The 22,833-nt window shown below is 74.4% G+C and carries 17 protein-coding genes; 11 read left to right on the plus strand and 6 right to left on the minus strand.

Translation table 11 applies throughout. The annotated features are described in order from the left end of the window. Nucleotides 1-104: 104 nt before the first annotated feature. Genes ACN9MM_RS05040 through ACN9MM_RS05050 form a run of 3 tightly spaced genes read left to right on the plus strand, consistent with a single transcriptional unit; the run spans nucleotide 105 to nucleotide 4,202 of the window. A complete protein-coding gene (locus tag ACN9MM_RS05040) occupies nucleotides 105-2,120 on the plus strand; it encodes an FAD-dependent oxidoreductase (RefSeq protein ID WP_426362492.1) in 2,016 nt (671 codons plus the stop codon). A gap of 46 nt (nucleotides 2,121-2,166) precedes the next feature. Next, entirely contained in the window at nucleotides 2,167-2,739 is a 573-nt protein-coding gene (locus ACN9MM_RS05045) for a PadR family transcriptional regulator (RefSeq protein ID WP_426362493.1), read from the plus strand. A gap of 23 nt (nucleotides 2,740-2,762) precedes the next feature. After that, complete coding sequence (locus tag ACN9MM_RS05050; RefSeq protein ID WP_426362494.1) at nucleotides 2,763-4,202, plus strand: NAD(P)/FAD-dependent oxidoreductase; 1,440 nt, start codon at nucleotides 2,763-2,765, stop codon at nucleotides 4,200-4,202. 28 nt (nucleotides 4,203-4,230) lie between these two features. Here ACN9MM_RS05050 and ACN9MM_RS05055 read toward each other — a convergent pair whose 3' ends face one another. Then, complete coding sequence (locus tag ACN9MM_RS05055; RefSeq protein ID WP_426362495.1) at nucleotides 4,231-5,571, minus strand: DUF2252 domain-containing protein; 1,341 nt, start codon at nucleotides 5,569-5,571, stop codon at nucleotides 4,231-4,233. Between the two features lie 183 nt (nucleotides 5,572-5,754). Between ACN9MM_RS05055 and ACN9MM_RS05060 the strand changes: the two genes are divergently transcribed. After that, on the plus strand, nucleotides 5,755-6,522 hold the full coding sequence (locus ACN9MM_RS05060; RefSeq protein ID WP_426362496.1) for a GntR family transcriptional regulator: 768 nt from the start codon (nucleotides 5,755-5,757) through the stop codon (nucleotides 6,520-6,522). 120 nt (nucleotides 6,523-6,642) lie between these two features. Here ACN9MM_RS05060 and ACN9MM_RS05065 read toward each other — a convergent pair whose 3' ends face one another. Together ACN9MM_RS05065 and ACN9MM_RS05070 are read right to left on the minus strand one after the other, a co-directional pair. Continuing rightward, a complete protein-coding gene (locus tag ACN9MM_RS05065; protein WP_426362497.1) occupies nucleotides 6,643-8,175 on the minus strand; it encodes an amino acid permease in 1,533 nt (510 codons plus the stop codon). Between the two features lie 75 nt (nucleotides 8,176-8,250). Further along, the gene (locus ACN9MM_RS05070) at nucleotides 8,251-9,225 is read right to left on the minus strand and encodes a hypothetical protein (protein WP_426362498.1); all 975 of its coding nucleotides are present in this window, start codon (nucleotides 9,223-9,225) and stop codon (nucleotides 8,251-8,253) included. Nucleotides 9,226-9,527: 302 nt separating this feature from the next. Between ACN9MM_RS05070 and ACN9MM_RS05075 the strand changes: the two genes are divergently transcribed. From ACN9MM_RS05075 to ACN9MM_RS05095, 5 genes are all read left to right on the plus strand, one after another. After that, on the plus strand, nucleotides 9,528-10,997 hold the full coding sequence (locus ACN9MM_RS05075) for an FGGY family carbohydrate kinase (protein WP_426368677.1): 1,470 nt from the start codon (nucleotides 9,528-9,530) through the stop codon (nucleotides 10,995-10,997). Further along, the gene (locus ACN9MM_RS05080; RefSeq protein ID WP_426362499.1) at nucleotides 10,994-12,538 is read left to right on the plus strand and encodes an FAD-dependent oxidoreductase; all 1,545 of its coding nucleotides are present in this window, start codon (nucleotides 10,994-10,996) and stop codon (nucleotides 12,536-12,538) included. The genes ACN9MM_RS05075 and ACN9MM_RS05080 overlap by 4 nt, the downstream gene beginning before the upstream one ends. Continuing rightward, nucleotides 12,535-13,740, plus strand: coding sequence for an FAD-dependent oxidoreductase (locus ACN9MM_RS05085; protein ID WP_426362500.1), 1,206 nt, complete (start codon nucleotides 12,535-12,537; stop codon nucleotides 13,738-13,740). The genes ACN9MM_RS05080 and ACN9MM_RS05085 overlap by 4 nt, the downstream gene beginning before the upstream one ends. Before the next feature lie 56 nt (nucleotides 13,741-13,796). After that, nucleotides 13,797-14,270: an NUDIX domain-containing protein gene (locus ACN9MM_RS05090; protein WP_426362501.1), complete on the plus strand. Its 474-nt coding sequence runs from the start codon at nucleotides 13,797-13,799 to the stop codon at nucleotides 14,268-14,270. A gap of 62 nt (nucleotides 14,271-14,332) precedes the next feature. Further along, a complete protein-coding gene (locus tag ACN9MM_RS05095) occupies nucleotides 14,333-14,563 on the plus strand; it encodes a hypothetical protein (protein ID WP_382870916.1) in 231 nt (76 codons plus the stop codon). A gap of 84 nt (nucleotides 14,564-14,647) precedes the next feature. Here ACN9MM_RS05095 and ACN9MM_RS05100 read toward each other — a convergent pair whose 3' ends face one another. Then, a complete protein-coding gene (locus ACN9MM_RS05100) occupies nucleotides 14,648-15,853 on the minus strand; it encodes a cytochrome P450 family protein (RefSeq protein WP_426368678.1) in 1,206 nt (401 codons plus the stop codon). 165 nt (nucleotides 15,854-16,018) lie between these two features. Further along, nucleotides 16,019-17,914, minus strand: a complete 1,896-nt coding sequence (locus ACN9MM_RS05105) for an NAD-binding protein (protein ID WP_426368679.1) — start codon at nucleotides 17,912-17,914, stop codon at nucleotides 16,019-16,021. A gap of 340 nt (nucleotides 17,915-18,254) precedes the next feature. Between ACN9MM_RS05105 and ACN9MM_RS05110 the strand changes: the two genes are divergently transcribed. Both ACN9MM_RS05110 and ACN9MM_RS05115 read left to right on the plus strand, forming a co-directional pair. Next, nucleotides 18,255-19,526 carry a D-alanyl-D-alanine carboxypeptidase family protein gene (locus ACN9MM_RS05110; protein WP_426362502.1) on the plus strand — a complete coding sequence of 424 codons (1,272 nt, stop codon included), beginning with the start codon at nucleotides 18,255-18,257 and terminating at the stop codon, nucleotides 19,524-19,526. A 205-nt stretch (nucleotides 19,527-19,731) separates the two neighbouring features. Next, complete coding sequence (locus ACN9MM_RS05115; protein WP_426362503.1) at nucleotides 19,732-20,343, plus strand: DUF6058 family natural product biosynthesis protein; 612 nt, start codon at nucleotides 19,732-19,734, stop codon at nucleotides 20,341-20,343. Between the two features lie 43 nt (nucleotides 20,344-20,386). Here ACN9MM_RS05115 and ACN9MM_RS05120 read toward each other — a convergent pair whose 3' ends face one another. Then, entirely contained in the window at nucleotides 20,387-22,774 is a 2,388-nt protein-coding gene (locus ACN9MM_RS05120; RefSeq protein ID WP_426362504.1) for an ATP-binding cassette domain-containing protein, read from the minus strand. Nucleotides 22,775-22,833: the final 59 nt, after the last annotated feature.

Consider the following 22,833-nt stretch of genomic DNA (forward strand, 5'->3'; position numbering starts at 1 on the left):
CCGAGTAGTAGACATCACTCTCCGATTCTTCTGCAACTAGTTGCAGAAGGCGTCCGGGGTCACCTAGAACTGAGGTCGACGACCCCTGCGCGAGGAGACGCCCCATGACCCCGTACCCGCACCTGCTGAGCCCGCTCGACCTCGGGTTCACCACCCTGCCCAACCGGGTGATCATGGGGTCGATGCACGTCGGCCTGGAGGAGACCGAGCACGGCTTCGAGCGCATGGCCGCCTTCTACGCGGAGCGTGCCCGGGGCGGCGTCGGCCTCATCGTCACCGGCGGCATCGCACCCAACGAGGCCGGCCGGCCCTGGGACGGCGGCGCCAAGCTCACCACCGCCGACGAGGTCGCCGAGCACCGGCTGATCACCGACGCCGTGCACGCCGAGGGCGGCCGGATCGCGATGCAGATCCTGCACTTCGGCCGGTACGCCTACCACCCCGGCCTCGTCGGCCCCAGCCCCCTCAAGGCCCCCATCAGCCCCTTCGTACCGAACGAGCTGTCCGACGCCGAGGTCGAGCAGACGGTCGAGGACTACGCGCGCTGCGCCGAGCTCGCCAAGGAGGCCGGGTACGACGGCGTCGAGGTGATGGGCTCCGAGGGCTACCTCATCAACGAGTTCATCGCCGCCGCCACGAACCACCGCACCGACCGCTGGGGCGGCTCGTACGAGAACCGGGTCCGCTTCCCGCTGGAGATCGTCCGCCGGATCCGCGAGCGCGTCGGCGAGGACTTCATCCTGGTCTACCGCCTCTCCATGCTGGACCTCGTCCCCGGCGGCTCCACCCTGGAGGAGGTCGTCCAGCTCGCCAAGGAGATCGAGGCCGCCGGCGCGACCATCATCAACACCGGCATCGGCTGGCACGAGGCGCGCATCCCCACCATCGCCACCTCCGTGCCGCGCGGCGCCTACACCTGGGTGACGAAGAAGCTGATGGGCGCGGTCTCCGTGCCGCTCGTCACCTCCAACCGCATCAACACCCCCGAGGTCGCCGAGGAGATCCTCGCCGACGGCCGCGCCGACCTGGTCTCGCTGGCCCGCCCGTTCCTCGCGGACCCCGCCTTCGTCGCCAAGGCGACGGCCGGCCGCGCGGACACGATCAACACCTGCATCGGCTGCAACCAGGCCTGCCTCGACCACACCTTCAACCTGAAGATCACCTCCTGCCTGGTCAACCCGCGCGCCTGCCACGAGACCGAGCTGGTCCTCTCCCCCACCCGCCTCGCCAAGCGCGTCGCCGTCGTCGGCGCGGGCCCGGCCGGACTCTCCTGCGCGGTCTCCGCGGCCGAGCGCGGCCACTCCGTCACCCTCTTCGACGGCGCCGCCGAGATCGGCGGCCAGCTGAACATCGCCAAGCGGGTGCCGGGCAAGGAGGAGTTCGACGAGACGCTGCGCTACTTCCGCGTCCAGCTCGCCGAGCACGGCATCGACGTCCGCCTGAACACGTACGTGACCGCCGCCGACCTGGACGGCTACGACGAGGTCGTCGTCGCCACCGGCGTCACCCCCCGCACCCCCGGGATCGCGGGCGAGGACCACCCGAGCGTCCTCAATTACCTCGACGTGCTCCGGGACGGCGCACCGGTCGGCGACCGGGTCGCGATCATCGGCGCGGGCGGCATCGGCTTCGACGTCGCCGAGTTCCTGACGGACGGCGGCGAGGGCGCGAGCCAGGACCCCGAGACGTACTTCCGCCAGTGGGGCGTCGACACCTCGTACGAGAACCGCGGCGGACTGCGGGCGCCCGAGCGCGACGCGCCGCCGCGCCAGGTCCACCTGCTCCAGCGCAAGAGCACCAAGGTCGGCGCGGGCCTGGGCAAGACGACCGGCTGGATCCACCGCACCGAGCTCAAGCACCGCGGCGTCACCATGGTCGCGGGCGTCTCGTACGAGCGGATCGACGACGCGGGCCTGCACGTCACGATCGACGGCGAGCCGCAGCTCCTGCCCGTCGACACGGTCGTGCTCTGCGCCGGCCAGGAGCCGCGCCGCGACCTGTACGAGCAGCTGGTGGCGGCCGGCCGCTCCGTGCACCTGATCGGCGGCGCGGACGTCGCCGCCGAGCTGGACGCGAAGCGGGCCATCGACCAGGGCACCCGGCTCGCCGCCACCCTGTGACCCTCGCCCCGTGATCACCGTGGCCGGCCGAACCTAGGATGCGAGCATGTCCCTCACGCACGCGATCCTCACCGCGCTGCTCGAAAAGCCGTCTTCCGGCCTCGAACTGACGCGCCGCTTCGACAAGTCGATCGGCTACTTCTGGTCGGCCACGCACCAGCAGATCTACCGCGAGCTCGGGAAGCTGGAGCAGGCGGGGCACATCCGCGCGCTGCCCGCTCCGGTGCCCGCGCGAGGGCAGAAGAAGGAGTACGAGGTGCTGCCCGCGGGCCGGGCGGAGCTCGGCGACTGGGTGGGCAGGTCCGAGGACCCGAAGCCGCTCCGGTCCGCCCTGCTGCTCCGGATGCGGGCGGCGGCGATGGTGGGCACGGAGGGGCTGCGGGCCGAGCTGTCGCGCCATCTGTCCCTGCACCGGGCCCAGCTGGACGAGTACCTCCTGATCGAGGCCCGGGACTTCCCGGCGGAGCGCCGCCGCACCGAGCCGGACCGGCTGCGGCACCTGGTCCTGCGGGGCGGGGTGGATCTGGAGCGGTTCTGGGTGGAGTGGCTGACAAGCGCTCTGGCCGAGCTGGGGGCAGGCGACGGGGCCCGCCCCGACGTGGATACTGGTGAGTTGTAGTTCCACGACACGAAAGGGCGGGTATGGCCGACGACTTGGGGCGCCGCGCGACACGTCACGCGGTGGTCATCGGGGGAAGTCTCGCTGGGCTGCTTGCCGCTCGGGTACTCGCCGAGCACGCCGAGAAGGTCACGGTCGTCGAGCGCGACCGCTACCCGGAGGGGCCCGACGCGCGGCCCGGCGTCCCGCAGGGCCGCCACCTCCACGTCCTCATCGCCGGCGGGCAGCAGGCCCTCGACGAGCTGCTCCCGGGCTTCATGCAGGAGCTCGGGGAGCTCGGCGCGCCCAAGGTGGGCGTTCCCGAGGACATGGTGCAGTGGCAGAACGGCAGGTGGTTCCGCCGCACCTCCGCGACCGCGCACTTCTACACCGGCGCGCGCCCGCAGCTGGAGTGGCTGGTGCGGCAGCGGGTCCTCGCCGACCCGCGCATCGACGTCGTCGAGGGCACCGAGACCGTGGGCCTGCTCGGTGACTCCTCGCGTGTCCGGGGCGTACGGCTGCGCGAGCGCGGGGCCGGGGGCGGGGCCGCGAAGGAGGTCCGTACGCTGGAGGCCGATCTGGTCGTCGACGCCTCCGGGCGGTCGACCAAGGCCGCGGACTGGCTGGCCGGGATCGGCGCGGAGGCCCCGCACGAGGAGACCCTCGACACGGGCCTGGCCTACTCCACGCGCGTCTACCGCGCCCCCGCCGAGGACCCGCACAGCGACGCGCTCGGCTACTACGTCGTGCCCAACCCCACCCAGGTGTACGGCGGTGTGGTGCTGCCCCTCGGCGACGGGCGGCACCTGGTCACCCTCTCCGGGCTGCGCGGCGACGAACCGCCCACCGACGAGGGCGCGTTCGAGGAGTACGCGAAGCGGCTGCCGCACCCGGTGGTCGGCGACTGGCTGTCGCGGGCCGAGCCGGAGTCCCCGGTGTACGGCTTCCGCAAGACCGCCAACATCCGGCGCCGGTACGACCGTCCGGGCCGCCGCCCGGCCGGCTTCCTCGCCACCGGCGACGCGCTGTGCGCCTTCAACCCGATCTACGGGCAGGGCATGGCCGTGGCCGCGCTCAGCGCGGTCGCGCTGCGCCGGACCCTGGCCGACCCCAGGCGGACCCCGACCACGCGTGTGGTGCAGCGGGCCCTGTTCGACGCCTCGAAGCAGGCGTGGGACATCTCGGCGGGTGCCGACAAGAAGATGCCCGGTGCCACCGGTGACGCGGTGCGGCCCGGCGCGATGGACAAGGTGGTCGGCTGGTACCTGGGCCGCGTGACGGAGCGGGCCCCGGGCGACCCGATCGTGGGGGCGCCGTTCCGCGCGGCGCTCACCCTGACCGCCCCGCTGACGGTCCTGTTCGCCCCGCCCGTGGCCAGGGCGGTGCTCTTCGGCCCGGTGGCGGAGACACCGGCGGAGCCGCCGCTGCGTCGCCGCCCGGTGGCGGAGACTCCGGCGGAGCCGCCGCTGCGCCGCGACGCCTAGACCGTACGGGTGACGGCGGCCGGGTGCCTCAGGCGCCCGGCGCCGCCGTCACCATGCCGGCCGCTATCGCCGCGCCCAGCACCGCGTAGTCGTCGGCGTTCTGCCTCGCGTAGGCGAGGGCGAAGTCTGCCACGGCACGGTCGAACACGTCCCCGCCGCCGAGATAGGCGGCGATGGCGAGCCGGTCGCCGGTGCGCGCGTGGGCGCGGGCCAGGGCCCGGCCGCAGAGTCGCGCGTAGTCCCGCAGTGTGGCCGGGGACATGCTCTCCACCTCGGCGGAGCCCTTCATGTCGCGCAGCTGCCGCCAGTAGAAGTGGCGCTGCTCGGGTCCCGTCATCCAGCCGAGGAAGATGTCGCTCGCGGCCTGGGTGAGCCGCTGGCCTGCGACGACGCGTCGGCCCTGGTGGGGGTAGGCGGTCGGCGGGAGGTACTGCTCCAGGGCGGAGCGGCCGGCCTCCTTGATCTGGAGGATGAGCGGGTCGCTGTCGTCCCGGCCTTCGAGGAGGAGGACGAAGCAGCGGGTGCCGACACTGCCGACGCCGACGACCTTGCGGGCCGCGTCGACGAAGTGGTAGCGGTCGAGGAGGACACGGCGCTCCTCGGCGAGGGAGCTGCGGTAGTCGCTGAAGATCTTGCCGAGGGTGACCCGGTCGACGTCCGTGGCGCGTTCGAGGAGCGGCGGGTCGTCGACGATGCGCCGGTGGCCCGCGCCGTCCTTCTCGGTGAGCTTGGCGAGGGCCTGGAGGCTGGTGCGCCGCCGGGCGCCGGCGAGCCGCTTGGTGAGGCGGGCGCGGTCCTCGCGGCGTACGACGTGGAGGATGTCGTCGGCGGAGATCCGCTCGTACCAGACGTCGAGCTCGCCCAGGCCGGCGAGCCGGCGCATGGTCGTGCGGTACGACTCGACGGCGACGAGCGCGGCGCGGTGGGCCTTGGGCTTGGTGCTGCCGTTCTGGAGGGCGGCGACGGTGACGCTGGCGGCGAGTCTCTTCACGTCCCACTCGAAGGGGCCGGGGAGGGTCTCGTCGAAGTCGTTCACGTCGAAGAGGAGCGTCCGTTCGGGTGAGGCGTAGACGCCGAAGTTGAGCAGGTGGGCGTCACCGCAGAGCTGGACGGTGAGCCCGGTGTGGCGCTCGGCGCCGAGGTCGGCGGCCATCACTCCGGCGGCGCCGCGCAGGAAGGCGAACGGCGAGACGGCCATCCTGGCGTACCGGAGCGGGACGAGGTCGGGGAGCCGGTCCAGGGACTCGCGCTCCAGGACCGCCAGCGGGTCAGGGCGCTGCGACCTGGGGATCCAGCGGCCGTGGGAGGCACGGGGGACGTGTTTGCGGGCCGCCCTGCCCAGCGCGGCGCGCTCCGAAGGTGTCGTCATCCGGCCTCACCCGCCTCTTCCCGCCGACGTGGTCTCGGCGCGGTCACCTGGAACTCATTACAGGGCGCCTCGCTCGTTTCGGCCACTCTGCCGGACCGGCCTAGCAAAATGGTTTAGACCAATGATAGGAATTGATCACCCACACGACCCGTGCTGTCACGCTGAGCAAAGAGAGGGTTGATCATGGCCGAGCCCGATTCCGAGGCGGTGGCGGACGTACCGCTCTATCTCCGGGTCGCCGCCGCGCTGCGCGAGGACCTCACCCGGCGGCGCATCGCCCCCGGCAGCCGGCTCCCGTCGGAGCGGTCGCTTTCCCAGCGCTACCACGTCAACCGGCAGACCGTCCGCAGCTCGCTCCAACTCCTCAGGGAGGAAGGGCTCGTGGTCACCGATCGGCGGGGCACCTTCGCCGCCGACGACGCCCATGCCCCGACCGGGCCCGAGCCGGCCGACCCGCCCCTCACCGCCCGCCGTCCGACGTTCCCCGGCGGGCCACGGGCGGCCGGGGCACTGGTGCGGGCCTCGCTCGTCTGGGAGCCGCCGCCCCTTCCCCTGGCGCCCCGGCTCCTGCTGACCCCCGACGAACCGACGCTCGTCCACCGGCACACGGTGCTCGGACCGCACGGCGGGGCGCTCCAGCGGGCGGTGTCGTGGTTCTCGCGGGCGGCCCTCGCCGAGATCCCCCAGCTCTCCCGCTACCGGCGGGGCAGGGACTGCCGGCAACAGCCCGACCTGCGGCTCCTCTACCACTGGATGCACCAGGCGGGGCTGCGGATCACCCACCGCGAGTCGGTCGGCGTGCCGCCCGGGCCGGCCGGGACGGCGGCCGGCGGCGCGGCGCGGCTGGTCGTCCACCGGGTCGTCAGTGACCAGCACGGGCACGCCCTGGAGATCACGGACATCGACTTCTCGGCCCAGTCGGCGGCCTGGACCTACGAGTTCAGCGCCTGACGGCGGAACCCGGCTCCCGTCCGGTACGGGGACGGGAGCCGGGTCCGTCCGGGGACGGGAGCGGGTCCGTCCGGGGACGGGAGCCGGGTTCGTCCGGGGACGGGAGCCGGGTTCCGCGGGTCAGACGATGCCCTCGGCGATCTCCGCCTCCTCGCGGGCGGTTCCGTACGCGGTCGGCGTGCCGTACGAGCGGCGGGCGACGTACCACCAGACGCTGGCGAGGACGAGCACGACGGCGAGCGCGATGGCGGCGTAGTTCATGGTGTCGACGTTCACCGGGGACTTCTGCGGGAGGCAGAAGAGGACGGTCACGAACGCCACCCAGACGACGGCGATCCAGCCGATCGGCCTGCTCCAGCGGCCGAGGCTCCAGGGGCCGGGGACGAAGCGGTTCCCGGCGCGCAGCCGCAGGTAGATCGGGATGGCGTACGCGGGCGTGATGCCGATGACGTTGATCGCCGTGACGGCGCCGTAGGCGGTGGCCGAGTAGAGCGAGGGGACGGCGAGCAGCGCGGCCACGGCGACCGAGAGCCAGACGGCGGGGACGGGCGTCTGGGTGCTGCCGCTGACCTTGCGCCAGAGCGCCGAGCCGGGCAGGGCGTTGTCGCGGCTGAAGGCGAAGACCATGCGGCTCGCGGCGGCCACCTCGGCGTTGCCGCAGAAGAGCTGGGCGACGATCACCACGAGGAGCAGCGCGGCGGCGCCGCCGGAGCCGAGCGCGTCCAGGAAGATCTGGGCGGGCGGGACGCCGGTGGCGGTGTTCTGCGTGGCGGAGTAGTCCTGGATGGCGAAGGTGAGCCCGGCGAGGAGGGCGAAGCCGGCGAGCCAGGAGACCCAAATGGCCCGGACGATGCCCTTGGCGGCGGTGACGGAGGCGTTGGACGTCTCCTCGGAGAGGTGGGCCGAGGCGTCGTAGCCGGAGAACGTGTACTGGGCGAGGAGCAGGCCGATCGCGGCGACGTAGAACGGGTTGGCCCAGCCGGTGTCGTTGACGAACTCGGTGAAGACGAAATCGACGGACTGGTGCCGGTCGGGCACGAACGCGAGCGCGCCGACGATGACCGCGACGCCGATCAGGTGCCACCAGACGCTGATCGAGTTGAGGACGCTGACGAGGCGGACGCCGAAGAGGTTGAGCCCGGCGTGCAGCAGCAGGATCGCGAGGAAGATGAGGAAGGTGGACTCCGGGGTGGGCACGAAGCCCCACTGGAGGTTGAGGAAGGCCCCGGTGAAGAGGGCGGCGCCGTAGTCGATGCCGGCGATGGCGCCGAGCAGACCGAGCAGGTTCAGCCAGCCGGTGTACCAGCCCCAGCGGCGCCCGCCGAGCCGGTCGGCCATGTAGTAGAGGGCGCCGGAGGTCGGGTAGGCGCTGGTGACCTCGGCGAGGGCGAGGCCCACGCACAGGACGAAGAGGCCGACGCCGACCCAGCCCCACAGCATCACGGAGGGGCCGCCGGTGCCCAGGCCGAAGCCGTAGAGGGTCATGCAGCCGGAGAGGACGGAGATGACCGAGAAGCTGATCGCGAAGTTGCCGAAGCCGTCCATGCGGCGGGCGAGGACGGGCTGGTAGCCGAGTTCTCTCAGTCTCGCCTCGTCGTCCTGGGACGGGGGTGGCTTGCGTATCGCGTCGATCGGGGATTCGGTGCGGGACATGGGGGCCTCCGGGGGACGAGGGGGGGGAGGGGGGGTGGGGGGTGGAAGCAGGGGGCGCCGGGGGTGCGCGGTGCGTCAGCCGCCGAGACAGCGGGCACGGGCGCGCAGGAAGACCTCCTCGGCGAGGGCGCGGTCGTCCGGGTGGGCGGTGCGGTAGGCCCAGGGGAGGGTGGTGTAGTACGGGCCGAGGGCCTCGAAGACCCGGGCCGCGTCGGCGAACCGGAGGGCTCCGAAGAGGGCGTGCGCCAGGTGGTTGAGGTCGAGGAGCGAGGCCTCGTCGGTGGCGCAGAAGAAGAACCAGGTGTCGAGGGCGCGCTGGGCGTCGCGTACGGCGTCCTCGGCGACCCAGTGCAGGTCGAGGGCGCGCTCGTGGCCGCGCTCGCGCCGGTAGCGCTCGACGCGGACGTAGAGCGGAAGGGCGTGCAGGGCGGAGCCGACGGGTGCCGAGCTCGCGGCCCAGTGAGCGTAGTTGACGGCCTCGGAGAGGGGGCCGGGCCGTCGGGCGTACACGAACTGGAGCATCCGGTGGTGGGCCTCGCGGTTGTGCGGGTCGCGCTTCTCCACCTCGGCGAGCAGGCCCCAGGGGCCGGGCGGCAGCATGGGCGCCGGCGGGGTGACCCGGTGCTCGGCCATGCGCTGGCGTCCGTCCAGGGCGGCGAGGGCGATCAGGCCGACCCAGGGCACGGGGTCGGCGGGCGAGCGGTCGCCGGCCTCGCGGCAGGCGGTCCAGGCCTCCTGCCAGAGCTCCCGGGTCCGGGCGTGGGCGGCGCGGTGGGCGCGTACGGCGCGCTCCACGGCGACCCGGCTGTGCATCACGGTGGCGGCGAGGCTCTCGGGCTGTTCGGCCCGCCAGATGGGTACGACGTCGGTGCCGGCCGCGACGGCGGCGAGGACCTGGGTGCGCCGGGTCCAGGCCTCCCAGTCGGAGGTCTCGTCGAGCAGCCGGGCCATGGACACCCAGCGCCCGGTCCGTAAGTCCTGGACGGCGTTGCGCAGGGCGTGGTCGTGGCCGGCCGGATGGTAGACGGGCCGGAAGCCGTGTCCGGCCATCAGGGGGTGGGGCGTGGTGTGGATGACATGGGTCCTCGGTGGATGGAGGGGGTGGTCAGTCCCCCGGCGGGCGTCCCGGCCGTTGATCGGCGATCACTATAGAGGGCGATGGATGCGACCGGTCCACTTTCTTTCGTGACAGTAACTATTAAGCCAACGACTGAATTTGACTTACTGTCAGGTATGCCGGAGGACCTGACGTGATCGCCCGCCGAGGCTTGACGAAGGGCCCCGGCGACGGCACTCTGACCCTTTTCGGTGATCGGATGATCACGGAGCGGTCGAACGACGGGAGCGGCGGGATGACGGGCGGAGCGGTACTCGCCGTCGATCAGGGAACGTCGGGCACGAAGGCTCTCGTCCTCTGCCCCGAGCGCGGTGTCCTCGGCACCGGAACGGCACCGGTCCGGCCCCGGTACCTCCCCGGCGGCCTCGTCGAGGTCCACCCGCGTGAGCTGTACGACTCGGTGGTCGCCGCCGGGCGCGCGGCGCTCGCCGAGGCGGACACCCGCGTCGTCGCCGTGGGCCTCGCCAACCAGGGCGAGACCGTGCTCGCCTGGGACCCCGCCACCGGGGAGCCGCTCACCGACGCCCTCGTCTGGCAGGACCGCAGGGCCGCCTCCGTCTGCGCCGGGCTCGACGCCCACGCCGAGGAGCTGCGCCATCTCACCGGCCTCCCGGTCGACCCCTACTTCGCCGCGCCGAAGATGGCCTGGATCCGCCGCCACGCCACCGGCGCGGGCGTGGTCACCACCAGCGACGCATGGCTCGTCCACCGGCTCACCGGCGCGTTCGTCACGGACGCGGCGACCGCGGGACGGACCGGTCTGCTCGACCTGGACACGGTCGCCTGGTCGGAGACCGCCCTCGACCTGTACGGGCTCGGCGGCGAGTCGCTCCCCCGGGTCGTGGACTGCGACACCCCGGTCGGCACCACCACCGCGTTCGGTCCCGCGCTGCCGCTCACCGGGCTCATGGTCGACCAGCAGGCCGCGCTGCTCACCCAGAGCGCCGACGACCCCGCCGCCGCCAAGTGCACCTACGGCACGGGGGCCTTCCTCCTCGCGCAGACCGGACCCGAGCCCCGGCGCACCGCCTCCGGGCTCGTGAGCTGCGTGGCCTGGCGGCTCGGCGGGCGCGTCACCCACTGCCTCGACGGCCAGGTGTACACCGTCGCCTCGGCCGTGCGCTGGCTCACCGACCTGGGCGTGATCACCGGCGCCGACGCGCTCGACTCCGTGGGCGGCGGCGTGCCGGACAGCGGCGGCGTCACCTTCGTCCCCGCCTTCGCGGGGCTCGCCGCGCCCTGGTGGCGGGGGGACGTGCGGGGTTCGGTCACCGGCCTGGGCCTCGACACCGGCCCGGGCCATCTGGTGCGCGCCCTGTGCGAGGGGATCGCCGCGCAGGTCGTCGAACTCGCCGAGGCCGCCGCCGCGGACCGGGGTGCGCCGCTCACCGCGCTGCGCACCGACGGCGGTCTGACCCGGTCGGCCCTGCTCATGCAGACCCAGGCCGACCTGCTGCAACGGCCCGTCGAGGTGGCCTCGTTGCCCGACGCCACGGCGCTCGGGGTCGGCGCGGCCGCCCGGCTCGGACTCCAGCCGGGGCTCTCGCTCCGCGAGGCCGTGCCGGAGTGGAAGCCCTCGGCCGTGTACGAGCCGCGCATCCCGGCCGACGAGGCGGCGGAGCGCCTGGGGCGCTTCCGCGCGGAGGTCGCGGCGCTGGTGGAGCGGTCGGAGGGCACCCCGGCCGCCGGCGGCGGAGTCGTATGAGCGTCACACGGAACGGGCCGGTCCCCGCCGGTGAGGCCGGAAGCGCCACGCCCAGCAGGCCGGTCCCCACCGGTGAGGTGGGAAGCGCCGGCGGGCCTCTCCCCACCGGTCGGACCGGGAACCTCACACGGAGCGGGCCGCTCCCCGTCGGTGAGGCCGCGGAGTACGACGTCGTCGTCGTCGGTGCCGGGGTCGTCGGTTCCGCGATCGCCCGCGCGCTGGCCCGGCACCCCCTGCGGATCGCGCTCGTGGAGGCCGCGAACGACGTCGGTGACGGGACCTCGAAGGCCAACACGGCCATTCTGCACACCGGTTTCGACGCCGTGCCCGGCACGCTGGAGGCCACCCTCGTCCGCGAGGGACACCGCCTGCTCAACGGGTACGCCCGGGAGGCGGGCATCCCCGTGGAGCCGCTCGGCGCGCTGCTCGTCGCCTGGGACGAGGAGCAGCTGTCCGCGCTCCCCCGCCTCGCCGGGAAGGCCGCGCGCAACGGCCACCGCACCACCCGGATCCTCGGCCCCGCCGAACTGGCCGCACGCGAACCGCACCTGGGCCCCGGCGCGCTGGGGGCGCTCGAAGTGCCGGGCGAGTCGGTGATCTGCCCGTGGACGACCACCCTCGCGTACGCCACGCAGGCCGTCCGCTCCGGCGTCGACCTGCATCTGAACTGCCGGGTGGAGAAGGTGCGTCCGGGTGACCCGTACCACCGGCTCGTCACCCGGCGCGGGGTGCTGCGGACCCGGCTCCTCGTCAACGCCTGCGGTCTGCACGCCGACGCCTTCGACGCGCTGGTCGGCCGGGAGGACTTCACCGTCACCCCGCGCCGTGGCCAGCTGCTCGTCTTCGACAAGTTCGCCCGCGATCTGGTCCGGCACATCCTGCTGCCCGTCCCCGGGCCGCTCGGCAAGGGCGTGCTCATCGCGCCGACGGTGTACGGGAACGTCATGCTCGGCCCCACCGCCGAGGATCTGCGCGACAAGACGGCGACGGGCACGACGGCGGAGGGGCTCGCCGGACTGCGCGAGCAGGGCGGCCGGATCCTTCCCGCGCTGATCGACGAGGAGGTCACCGCCGTCTACGCGGGTCTGCGGGCCGCCACCGGCCAGGAGGACTACCGGATCGCCGCCCATCCCGGGCTGCGGTACGTGACGGTGGGCGGGATCCGTTCCACCGGGCTCACCGCCTCCCTGGCCATCGCCGAGCACGTCCTCGGTCTCCTCGCGGACTGCGGCCTCGAACCGGGCCCGGCCCGCCCGCTCGCCCCGGTCCGGATGCCCAACCTCGGCGAGGCCTTCCCGCGTCCGTACCGCGACGCCGGACTCATCGCGCGGGATCCCGAGTTCGGGATGGTCGTCTGTCACTGCGAGCGGGTCACCCGCGGCGAGATCCGGGCCGCGCTGGCCTCGACGATCCCGCCCGGTGGCCTCGACGGACTGCGGCGCAGGACACGCGCGCGGGGCGGCCGCTGTCAGGGCCACCACTGCGGCGCGGAGGTCCGGGCGCTGTTCGAACAGCGGCCGTACGGGGAGTGGGCACGGTGAACCGTACGGTCGACGTCCTCGTGGTGGGCGCGGGACCCGCCGGGCTCGCCGCGGCGGCCCGGCTCGCGGCGGCGGGCGCGGGCCGCGTCGAGGTCCTGGAGCGGGACGCCGCGGCGGGCGGGGTGCCGCGCCACTGCCCACGGCCGGGGTTCGGCGCGGACGCCCGGGGGCGCGCCCTGGACGGCCCGGCGTACGCCCGGCGCGCGGTGCGGCAGGCGCTGCGGGCGGGGGCGACCGTCCGTACCGGCGTGTCCGCCACGGGGTGGGCCGGGCCCCTCACCCTGGAAGTGACCGCCCCGACCGGACTCGAACGCGTCCGGGCCCGCGCGGTGGTCCTCGCCACCGGTGCCCGCGAGCGTCCCCGCAGCGCCCGGCTCGTCCCGGGCACACGCCCCGCCGGAGTGCTGACCACGGGCGAACTCCAGCGGATCGTCCGGTGGTTCGGGCCACGCGGGGAACACATCGGACGACGGGCCGTGGTCGTCGGTGGCGACCCGGTGGCCCGCGGTGCGGTGCGGGCGCTGCGCGCGGCCGGGGTGCACGTGGCGGCCGTCGTGACCGGGCACGCCTCCCCCGCGGTCGCCTTCGCGGGGGTTCCGGTCCTCACCGGGACCGTCGTGACGGAGCTGCTCGGACGCGGCCGGCTGACCGGGGTCGCGGTGCGGGGCGGCGACGGGCGGGCGGGCGTCCTGCGGTGCGACACGGTGGTGTTCACCGGCGACTGGATCCCGGACCACGAGCTCGTCCGCGCCCGCGGACTGCCCCTCGCCCCGGGCACGCGGGGCCCCCTGACGGACCATGGCTTCCGCACCGCCGAGCCCGGCGTCTTCGCCGTCGGCAACCTCCTGCGCGGGGTGGAGCCGGCGCTCGTGGCGGCCGCCGAGGGGCGGGCCGTGGCGGGGGCCGTGCTCGAACGGCTCGCCGGCCGCCCCTGGCCGGAGGCCGGTGTGCCCGTGACGGCGGTCGGTCCGCTGCGGTGGGTGACGCCCGGGCTCCTCGGTCCCGGGACCGCGCCCCTGCTCGTCCGGCCGGAGCGGCGGCTCGTGCGCCCGGTCCTGACCGTCACCCAGGACGGCGTCGAGCTGTGGCGGGAGCGGCTGGGCGGGACGCTGGCCCCCTGGCGTTCGGTGCGGCTCGGGGCGCGGTGGACGACGGGTGTGACGCTCGCGGGCGGGCCGGTGACGGTCGACGCCGAGGAGTAGCGACGGACCGCGCGCGGGGGGCTGCGGTGGCCGGGCCTTTCGGACAGACTGGACGCATGCCGGACAAGCGCAGTGCGGGTCTCCTGGTCTTCCGCCGTACGGGCGGTGGCGTCGAAGTCCTCATCGGTCACATGGGCGGGCCCTTCTGGGCGTCCCACGAGGAGTCGGCCTGGTCGATCCCCAAGGGGGAGTACGAGCCCGGCGAGGCCCCGGAGGCGGCGGCGCGCCGCGAGTTCGGGGAGGAGCTGGGGCTCCCGGCGCCGGAGGGCGAGTGGTTCGCGCTCGGCGAGTCCCGCCAGCGGAACGGAAAGCTCGTCACCGTGTGGGCCGTCGAGGGCGATCTCGACCCGGCGGCGGTGGTGCCGGGAACCTTCGTCATGGAGTGGCCGCCCCGGTCCGGGGTGCGGGAGGAGTTCCCGGAGATCGACCGGGTGGGCTGGTTCGCGCCGGAGGCCGCCGCTCCGCTGCTGGTCTCCGGGCAGCGGGTCTTCCTGGAGCGGCTGGCGGCGCACCTCGACGGGCGGGCCTGAGCCCGATTGTCAGACCCGTAGGAGAGGGTGGTGAGCGCCGAACTGTCGAGAGGGAGCCCGACATGACCACGATCACCGCCACCGAGCGCGCGGCCGCCCAGGCGTACCTGCGGCTGCTCGAGTCCACGCAGGCCGTGCTGACCGACCCGCAGCTGGCCCCGTACGCGGGGGTGATGCTCACTCACCCGATGGCGGAGGCGGACGAGGCGCTGCGCGCCGCGGGCCTCGCCGGGAACGAGGACCGGCTGCTGCGCCTCGTCTCCTCCCTGCGGGCCTCCCCCGCGACGGCCTGAGCCCGTGCGTCAGGCGCCCGTCTGTCAGGCGCCCGTGCGTCAGGCGCCCGTCTGTCAGGCGCCCGTGCGTCAGGCGCCCGTCTGTCAGGCGCCCGGGCGGACGGGGAGGGACCGGACGCTGTTGCCGACGAAGCCGGCGTGGGCCGTCAGCTCGGCTTCCGGGACCGCCAGGTCCAGGTCGGGGAAGCGGGTGAAGAGCGCCTCCAGGGCGATCGCGGCCTCCATCCGGGCGAGCGGCGCGCCCAGGCAGTAGTGGGGGCCGTGGCCGAGCGAGAGGTGCTTCGCCGCCGTCGTGCGGGTGATGTCGAAGAGGTCCGCGTCCGGGCCGTGCGCCGTGGTGTCGCGGCCTGCCGCGGAGTATCCGGCGAGGACGGGGGTGCCCCGGGGGATGAGGGTCCCGTCGACGGTGAGGTCGCGGGTGGGGTAGCGGAAGGGGAAGTAGCTGACCGGGCTGTCCCAGCGGAGGGTCTCCTCCACGACGTCGGCCCAGTCGGCGCGGCCCTCGGTGACGAGGGCGAGCTGGTCGCGGTGGGCGCAGAGCGCGCGGACCGCGTTGGTGACGAGGTTCAGGGTGGTCTCGTGGCCCGCGATGATCACCAGGAGCAGGGTGCCGATGAGCTCGGGCTGACTGAGCCGGTCGCCGCCCTCGTCGCGTGCGGCGATGAGGGCGCTGGTGAGGTCCTCGCCGGGGGCGGCGGCCTTGGCCGCGGCGATGGAGCCGAGGAGTTCGACGAGTTCCCGGTTGGCGGCGACGGCTCGCGCGGGCTCGGTGTCGGTGGCGACGACCAGGCTGGAGAGGTGGTGCAGCCGGTCCTGGTGGGCCGGGTCGACGCCGAGGAGTTCGCAGATGACGCCGAGCGGCAGGGGAAGGGCGTAGTGGCGGCGCAGATCGGCGACGCCGTCGCCTGCGCGGGCGGCCTCCGCGAGGCCTTCGAGGAGTCCGGCGGTGACCGCCTCGACGCGCGGGCGGAGCTCCTCGACCCGTCGGGCGGTGAACGCGCTGCTGACCAGGGTGCGCAGGCGGCGGTGGTCGGCGCCGTCGGCGGTGGTCATGCCGGGGACGGTGGCGAAGGTCCGCAGCGGCCAGCCGTCGGGTATGCGCCCCTCGGTGAGGGCGGTGAAGTGCTGGGGTCCCTTGGCGACGTCGGGGTGGGAGAGGAAGTCGCGCAGCGCGTCGTGGCCCAGCACCGCCATGCCCTCGATCTCGCCGGGCAGGAGCACGGGGGCCACGGCGCCCTCGGCGAGCAGCCGGGCGTTCGCCGCGTGGGGGCAGCCGCCCGCCGGGTCCATGCGGTGCGGCGGCCGGGCGGTGTCCGGGGTGGGGCGCGGGGTGTTCAACGAAGGGACTCCTGACTGCGGATACGGACCGGGGTGGGGCGGTGGGGCGGTGGGTCGGCACGGGCCGGGGCGGGCTGTCGCGGGCGGTCCCGGCGCGTGGGCGGTCAGATCCTACGGTCAACCGCGCTCCGTCCGTACGGAGTTGTCCGCGGCTCCGCGGTCGTCCCGGCGGCCCCGGCCGAGGATTTCGGCGAGGCCGCGGCGGGTGGCGGCCACCACCACCCGGTCCCGCGCCCCGAGGAGCCGCTCCGGCCTGAGGCGCCAGCCCTCGCCGGAGCCGCCGGGTCCGTCGAGGGCGATGACGCGCCAGGCTCCGGGGCGGAAGGCCTCGGCGACCGTCCGGCCGTCCAGGAGCGGATGGTCCGCGACGTCCACGGCGGCGAAGAGGAGGACGCGGCGCTCGACGGGTACGGCTCCGAGGACCTCACGGCCCATCATCGCTCCGGCGAACGCGGGCGCGGCGAGGTGGGAGACGCTGCGGCTGCGGGTCAGGGCTCCGGGGTGGGCGGTGCGGAGGGTGCGGAAGACGGCGGTGGCGAAGTCGTCGTCGAACAGCCGGAGGACGACACGCAGCTCGGGGGTGACGGTGCGGGCCGAGAGCGCGGCCTCCAGGTTGGTGATGTCGACGCTGGTCAGGGCGAGGAGGGCGTGGGCGCGGTGGATGCGGGCGGCCTCCAGGACGCCTTCCTCGGTGACGTCGCCGATGACGGTGGGCACGCGGAGCCTGCGGGCGACGGCGATGCCCCGGGCCTCCGGGTCGGATTCGACGCACACGACCGGGATGCCGAGCCCGCGGAGCCGGGCGAGGACGCGGGTGCCGACCTTGCCGAGTCCGAGGAGGACGACGTGTCCGGAGAGTCCGCGCGGCGGTCGGCGGAGGGTGGTCGCGGTGCGGAAGGTGCCGAGGCCTTCGAGGAGGGCGGCGACGATCACCGGGAGCAGGAGGAGGCCGACGAACCCGGCGAGGATCTGGAGGACCTGACGGCCGGTCGGTTCGCCGACGGCGGGGTCGCCGATGGCGAAGATGTCGAGGAGCGTGAGGTAGGCGGCGTGCAGGGGGTGGTCGCCGGTGGTGAGGGTGGAGGCGAGGGCGAGCGCGAGGACGGCGGCGACGGCGCCCGCGAGGGACCAGCGCAGTCGGCGGGAGAAGAGCGAGGCGACGGGCAGCGCCGAGGCCGCGAGCCGGGCCGGGTGGAGGGGAGGGCCCGCCGCCGTGACCGCTTCGAGGGTGACGGCGGCCCTTCCGGTGGCCTCGGCGACGGTGCGGTCGTCGGGCAGGAGGCGGGGGCCGGCGTCGCCGCTGCGCTCGGAGCCCTCGCAGCCCGCCGGGTCGCCGGCGGTGGCGGACAGCAGGGCGAGCGTGCAGAGACCGGGGTCGGGGGCCCGGCCCGCGACGGGCGGCCGGTCGACGGCGTGCAGCAGCAGTCCCCCGGCCTGGACCACCTTGCTGGTGCCCGCGACGGCGGCCGCGGCGAGGCCGGGGGCGGCGGTGTCGACGTCGGAGAGGACCGTGGTGGCGGCGTCGAGCTTCTCGGGGTCGAGTCCGGGTTCGGCGACGGCGGCGGCCTGGTCGAGGAGCGTTTCGAGGTGCTGGCCGAGCTTGCGGTTGTAGAGGCGGATCACCAGCCGCAGCCGGGGGTTGAGGCGGCGGGCGGTGAGGGCGGCCCGGATGTTGGTCTCGTCGTCCTCGTGGACGAGGGCGAGGGCGGCGGCGCGCTCCACCCCGGCGTCCGCCAGGGCCCGGTCGTCCGCTTCTGCGGACTCGACGACCCGCAGGGCTCCGGTGGGGTCGGCGCCGTCCCCGGGGGATCCGGCCGGGGTTCCGGCGCCGGTGGTGCGGGTGACGGCGGCGGTCACCCGGCCGAAGAGGGCGAGCGCCCGGCCGGTGCGGCCCGCGGGTGCGCGGGGCGCGTCGGGCGGTACCGGCACCAGGAGGGTGACCTGCTCCCCGTACACCTCGTGGAGTTCGCGCGCGAGGCGGTGGGCGAGGGCGTCGTCCCCGCACACGATCATGTGCCCGGTGGGGGCGGTGCGGGACGGCTGCTCGCTCCGGAGGGCGGGCGCGCCGAAGGGGCCGGCGGGTGTCCCGGCCGCCCGGGCGGGGCCGGGGACGGACCGGGCCGCCGGTTCGGCGGGGACCGCTCCGGTCGCGCGGGCCGGAACGGCGTTGCTCTGGTACGGGTGTGAGGGCACGTCACAAGGATGCCCTGCGGCGCCGACGGCGGGCCGCGGGCCTCGCGCGCACCGGACACCACCCGGGCGGACGCACGACGCGCCGCCGTACGCCACACCCGCTACGCCGGTCGGCGCACTCCGATCTGCGCGCTCCGCACCTCCTTCCTACGGTGACTGAATGATCGTCACGTCAGCTGTTCGTCAGGCCGCCGCCGGATCCGCGGCGCTGCTGTTCGTGCTGCCCGTTCCGGCGGCCGTCGCCTCTCCCCTCGGCCCGGTGCCGCGCGCCGTGTCCTCGGTCGGGGAACCCACCCCGCCCGCCCGCCGGCACGTCGACCCGGCGCGGCTCGGCCGGAAGGGCACCCAGGTGCAGCGACTGGCGGGTGCGCCCGAGGTGCCCTCGGTCTCCGCGCTCTCGTGGGTGGTGGCCGACGCCTCCACGGGCGAGGTGCTCGCCGCGCGGAACGCGCACCGGAAGCTGCCGCCGGCCAGCACCCTCAAGACGCTGTTCGCGCTGACCGCGCTCCCCCACCACGGGCCCTCCGAGCAGCACACCGTGGCCGATGCCGAGCTGGAGGGGATCGGGGCAGGCAGCAGCCTCGTCGGGGTGAAGGAGGGGTACACGTACAAGGTCTCGGACCTGTGGAACGGCGTCTTCCTCAGCTCGGGCAACGACGCGGTGCACGTCCTGGCGGAGATGAACGGCGGCTGGGAGTCGATGACCCGGCAGATGCAGGAGAAGGCCCGTTCCCTGGGCGCGGTGGACACCCATGTGGTCTCCCCGGACGGCTACGACGCCCCCGGTCAGGTGTCCTCCGCGTACGACCTGGCGGTCTTCGGCCGGACGGGGCTCCAGGACCCCGCGTTCGCCCGGTACTGCTCGACGTCGTACGCGGACTTCCCCGCGGGCTCCTGGTCGTACGGCATCGCCAACACCAACCGGCTCCTGACGGGCGCGGACGGGGTGGAGCGCTATCCGGGGCTCCTCGGGATCAAGAACGGCTACACGAGCAACGCGGGCAACACCCTGGTCTCGGCGGCCCGGCGGGGCGACCGGACGCTCGTCGTGTCGGTGATGAACCCGCAGGAGGGCGGCGGGTTCGCCGTGTACGAGGAGGCGCGGTCGCTGCTCGACTGGGGCTTCGAGGCGGCGGGCCGGGTGGAGCCGGTGGGCTCCCTCGCGCCGGTGCGGGCGAAGGCCGCGGCCGACCCGGGCACGCGGACCGTGTCGGTGGCCCGTGAGAAGCCGGCCAGGGCGGCGGCCTCCGCGGGCGCGGCCCGGGCGGGGGCGGAGGCGGTGGCCACGCCCGCGGGCACGTCCGCGGTGGCGGAGGCGGAGGCGGAGAGCACGGGTCCGTCGGCGGGGCTGCCGCTGGCCCTGGTGGGCTCGGCCTGCGCCGCCGCGCTCGCCCTGTGGGGGTGGCGGCGCAGAACGGCTCACCGGTCCTGACGCCCGCGGCGGGGCGCCGCCCGGCCGGCGGGGCGGCCGGTCCCTGCGGCGCCGCTGTCCCGGGTGGCCGATCGCACCGGGCGGACGGAGACCCCGGTCCCGGTCGCGCCGGCGATGGTTCGGTGGGTGCCGCACGGTCCGGCCCCTAGCCTGCGGGGACTCCGTCCGGGACCGTCCCGGACGTACGTCCCGAAGGAGTGGTGCCATGACGGACAGGACACCCGCCGCCGTACGGATCGCCGAGCGGTTCCGCGAGGTCAACGGCGCGCATCCGATGACCGCCGAGGACGACGCGTACGTCACCCGCCAGTTCGTCCCGCTGGACACGCTGTGCGCCGGGCTCGGCCGGGACGCCGACGAGGTCCGGCGGCTGATGCTCGCGGCGCTGCTGCCGCTGCCCGGCTACCTGCGTGCGGACGGCGCCGAGATGGTGCCGCGCGATCTGTTCGCGCTCGCCGACGCGGCAGGGGGCGTCGACCGTCTGCGCGCGTGGTTCACCGGGCACTGGGAGGACCCGGACCGGGGTGAGGAGGAGTGGGCGGCGTACGTGAGCGGCCAGTACGTGTGCCTGCACGAGGTGACCCCGGCGAACATCCGCAGGAAGGACGAGCTGACGGCGGAGATCGGCGCACGCCTCGCGGCGGCCGGGGACGACCCTTCGCCGGAGTGGCGCGCCGCCCTCCACGCGCGCGTGGACGCCCTCGACGCCCTGGAGCCGGCGTTCACGGCGTACGACCGACTGCGCTTCGGCGGCCCCACGTCGCGGGACACCTGCGTGGACGCGCCCCGGGCGCGCTTCCCCCGCCCGCGGGGCTGAGCGGCGACCCGCGGCCGGATGCCCCGGGTCGCCGCCCGTGCGGTCAGGCGCCGACGTACTCCGCCAGGTGCTCGCCGGTGAGGGTGGAGCGGGCCGCGACGAGGTCGGCGGGCGTGCCCTCGAAGACGATCTTCCCGCCGTCGTGGCCCGCGCCGGGCCCGAGGTCGATGATCCAGTCGGCGTGCGCCATGACCGCCTGGTGGTGCTCGACGACGATGACCGACTTCCCGGAGTCCACGAGCCGGTCGAGGAGGCCGAGGAGCTGTTCGACGTCGGCGAGGTGGAGGCCGGTGGTCGGCTCGTCGAGGACGTAGACGCCGCCCTTGTCGCCCATGTGCGTGGCCAGCTTCAGCCGCTGCCGCTCGCCGCCCGAGAGCGTGGTGAGCGGCTGGCCGAGGCTCAGGTAGCCGAGGCCGACGTCGGCGAGGCGGGCGAGGATGCGCTGGGCGGCGGGGGTCTTCGCCTCGCCGGAGCCGAAGAACTCCTCGGCCTCGGTCACGGACATGGCGAGGACCTCGCTGATGTCCCGGCCGCCGAGCAGGTATTCGAGCACCGAGGGCTGGAACCGCTTCCCCTCGCAGTCCTCGCAGGTCGAGGAGACCCCGGCCATCATCCCGAGGTCGGTGTAGATGACGCCCGCGCCGTTGCAGGTGGGGCAGGCGCCCTCGGAGTTGGCGCTGAACAGCGCCGGCTTGACGCCGTTGGCCTTGGCGAAGGCCTTGCGGATCGGGTCGAGCAGCCCGGTGTACGTGGCGGGGTTGCTGCGCCGCGAGCCGCGGATCGCGCCCTGGTCGACGGAGATCACCTCCTCGCCGGAGGGGATCGACCCGTGCACGAGGGAGCTCTTGCCGGAGCCGGCGACGCCGGTGACGACGGTCAGCACCCCGAGCGGGATGTCGACGTCGACGTCGCGCAGGTTGTGGGTGGAGGCGCCGCGGATCTCCAGGGCGCCGGTGGGCGTGCGCACCGACTCCTTGACGGAGGCCCGGTCGTCGAGGTGGCGGCCGGTGACGGTGCCGGCGGCCCGCAGCCCGACCACGGTCCCCTCGAAGCAGACGGTGCCGCCCGCCGTGCCGGCGCCGGGGCCGAGGTCGACGACGTGGTCGGCGATCACGATGGCCTCCGGCTTGTGCTCGACGACGAGCACCGTGTTGCCCTTGTCGCGCAGCTGGAGGAGCAGGTCGTTCATCCGCTGGATGTCGTGCGGGTGCAGGCCGATGGTGGGCTCGTCGAAGACGTACGTGACGTCGGTGAGCGAGGAGCCGAGGTGGCGGATCATCTTGACGCGCTGCGCCTCGCCGCCGGAGAGCGTGCCCGACGGCCGGTCCAGGGAGAGGTAGCCGAGGCCGATCTCCACGAAGGAGTCGAGGGTCAGCTGGAGCGCGGTGAGCAGCGGTGCCACGGACGGCTCGTCGAGGCCGCGGACCCAGGCGGCGAGGTCGCTGATCTGCATCGCGCAGGCGTCGGCGATGCTGATCCGCTTGATCTTCGACGCCCTGGCGCCCTCGCTGAGCCGGGTGCCGTCGCAGTCGGGGCAGGTGGTGAAGGTGACGGCCCGCTCCACGAAGGCCCGGATGTGCGGCTGCATGCCCTCCTTGTCCTTGGCCAGGAAGGACTTCTGGATGCGCGGGATCAGGCCCTCGTAGGTCATGTTGATCCCGGCGATCTTCATCCGGACCGGCTCGTGGTGGAGGAAGTCCGCCAGTTCCTTCTTGGTGTACCTGCGGATCGGCTTGTCCTGGTCGACGAGGCCCGACTCGCTGTACAGCCGGTAGTTCCAGCCGCCCGTGGTGTAGCCGGGGATGGTGAGCGCGCCGTCGGCGAGCGACTTGGAGTCGTCGTAGAGCTGGGTGAGGTCGATGTCGGAGACGGTGCCCCGGCCCTCGCAGCCCGGACACATGCCGCCGGTGCGCTCGAAGGTCGCGCGCTCGGTCTTCTTGTTGCCGCGCTCGACGGTGATCGCGCCGCTCGCGCGGACCGAGGGGACGTTGAAGGCGTAGGCGCTGGGCGGGCCGATGTGCGGCTTGCCGAGCCTGCTGAAGAGGATCCGCAGCATGGCGTTGGCGTCGGTGGCGGTGCCGACGGTGGAGCGGGGGTCGGCGCCGAGGCGCTGCTGGTCGACGATGATCGCGGTCGTCAGGCCTTCGAGGACGTCGACCTCGGGCCGGGCGAGGGTGGGCATGAAGCCCTGGACGAAGGCGCTGTACGTCTCGTTGATCAGCCGCTGGGACTCGGCCGCGATCGTGTCGAACACGAGGGAGCTCTTGCCCGAGCCGGAGACGCCGGTGAAGACCGTGAGCCGGCGCTTCGGGATCTCGATGCTGACGTCCTTGAGGTTGTTCTCGCGCGCGCCGTGCACACGGATCAGGTCGTGCCGGTCGGCGGCGTGGGGTACGGACGCCTGCTGGTCCGACCTCGGGGCCTTGCTCATCGTGTCTCCAGCGTTCGCGCGGTTCGTGACGGTGGGCCTTCGCGCCCGTGGCCGGTCAC

Origin of the sequence: Streptomyces sp. E-08 (assembly GCF_049913095.1) — a bacterium.
Classification (GTDB): domain Bacteria; phylum Actinomycetota; class Actinomycetes; order Streptomycetales; family Streptomycetaceae; genus Streptomyces.

Bases quoted from the DNA above. Each gene is read 5' to 3' on its own strand.
- ACN9MM_RS05060 (WP_426362496.1), top strand. From the start codon at position 5,755: ATGGCCGAGCCCGATTCCGAGGCGGTGGCGGACGTACCGCTCTATCTC.
- ACN9MM_RS05070 (WP_426362498.1), bottom strand. From the start codon at position 9,225: ATGGCCGGACACGGCTTCCGGCCCGTCTACCATCCGGCCGGCCACGAC.
- ACN9MM_RS05110 (WP_426362502.1), top strand. From the start codon at position 18,255: ATGATCGTCACGTCAGCTGTTCGTCAGGCCGCCGCCGGATCCGCGGCG.
- ACN9MM_RS05075 (WP_426368677.1), top strand. From the start codon at position 9,528: ATGACGGGCGGAGCGGTACTCGCCGTCGATCAGGGAACGTCGGGCACG.
- ACN9MM_RS05115 (WP_426362503.1), top strand. From the start codon at position 19,732: ATGACGGACAGGACACCCGCCGCCGTACGGATCGCCGAGCGGTTCCGC.
- ACN9MM_RS05045 (WP_426362493.1), top strand. From the start codon at position 2,167: ATGTCCCTCACGCACGCGATCCTCACCGCGCTGCTCGAAAAGCCGTCT.
- ACN9MM_RS05055 (WP_426362495.1), bottom strand. From the start codon at position 5,571: ATGACGACACCTTCGGAGCGCGCCGCGCTGGGCAGGGCGGCCCGCAAA.
- ACN9MM_RS05090 (WP_426362501.1), top strand. From the start codon at position 13,797: ATGCCGGACAAGCGCAGTGCGGGTCTCCTGGTCTTCCGCCGTACGGGC.
- ACN9MM_RS05040 (WP_426362492.1), top strand. From the start codon at position 105: ATGACCCCGTACCCGCACCTGCTGAGCCCGCTCGACCTCGGGTTCACC.
- ACN9MM_RS05080 (WP_426362499.1), top strand. From the start codon at position 10,994: ATGAGCGTCACACGGAACGGGCCGGTCCCCGCCGGTGAGGCCGGAAGC.
- ACN9MM_RS05065 (WP_426362497.1), bottom strand. From the start codon at position 8,175: ATGTCCCGCACCGAATCCCCGATCGACGCGATACGCAAGCCACCCCCG.
- ACN9MM_RS05050 (WP_426362494.1), top strand. From the start codon at position 2,763: ATGGCCGACGACTTGGGGCGCCGCGCGACACGTCACGCGGTGGTCATC.
- ACN9MM_RS05105 (WP_426368679.1), bottom strand. From the start codon at position 17,914: ATGATCGTGTGCGGGGACGACGCCCTCGCCCACCGCCTCGCGCGCGAA.
- ACN9MM_RS05095 (WP_382870916.1), top strand. From the start codon at position 14,333: ATGACCACGATCACCGCCACCGAGCGCGCGGCCGCCCAGGCGTACCTG.
- ACN9MM_RS05120 (WP_426362504.1), bottom strand. From the start codon at position 22,774: ATGAGCAAGGCCCCGAGGTCGGACCAGCAGGCGTCCGTACCCCACGCC.
- ACN9MM_RS05100 (WP_426368678.1), bottom strand. From the start codon at position 15,853: ATGGACCCGGCGGGCGGCTGCCCCCACGCGGCGAACGCCCGGCTGCTC.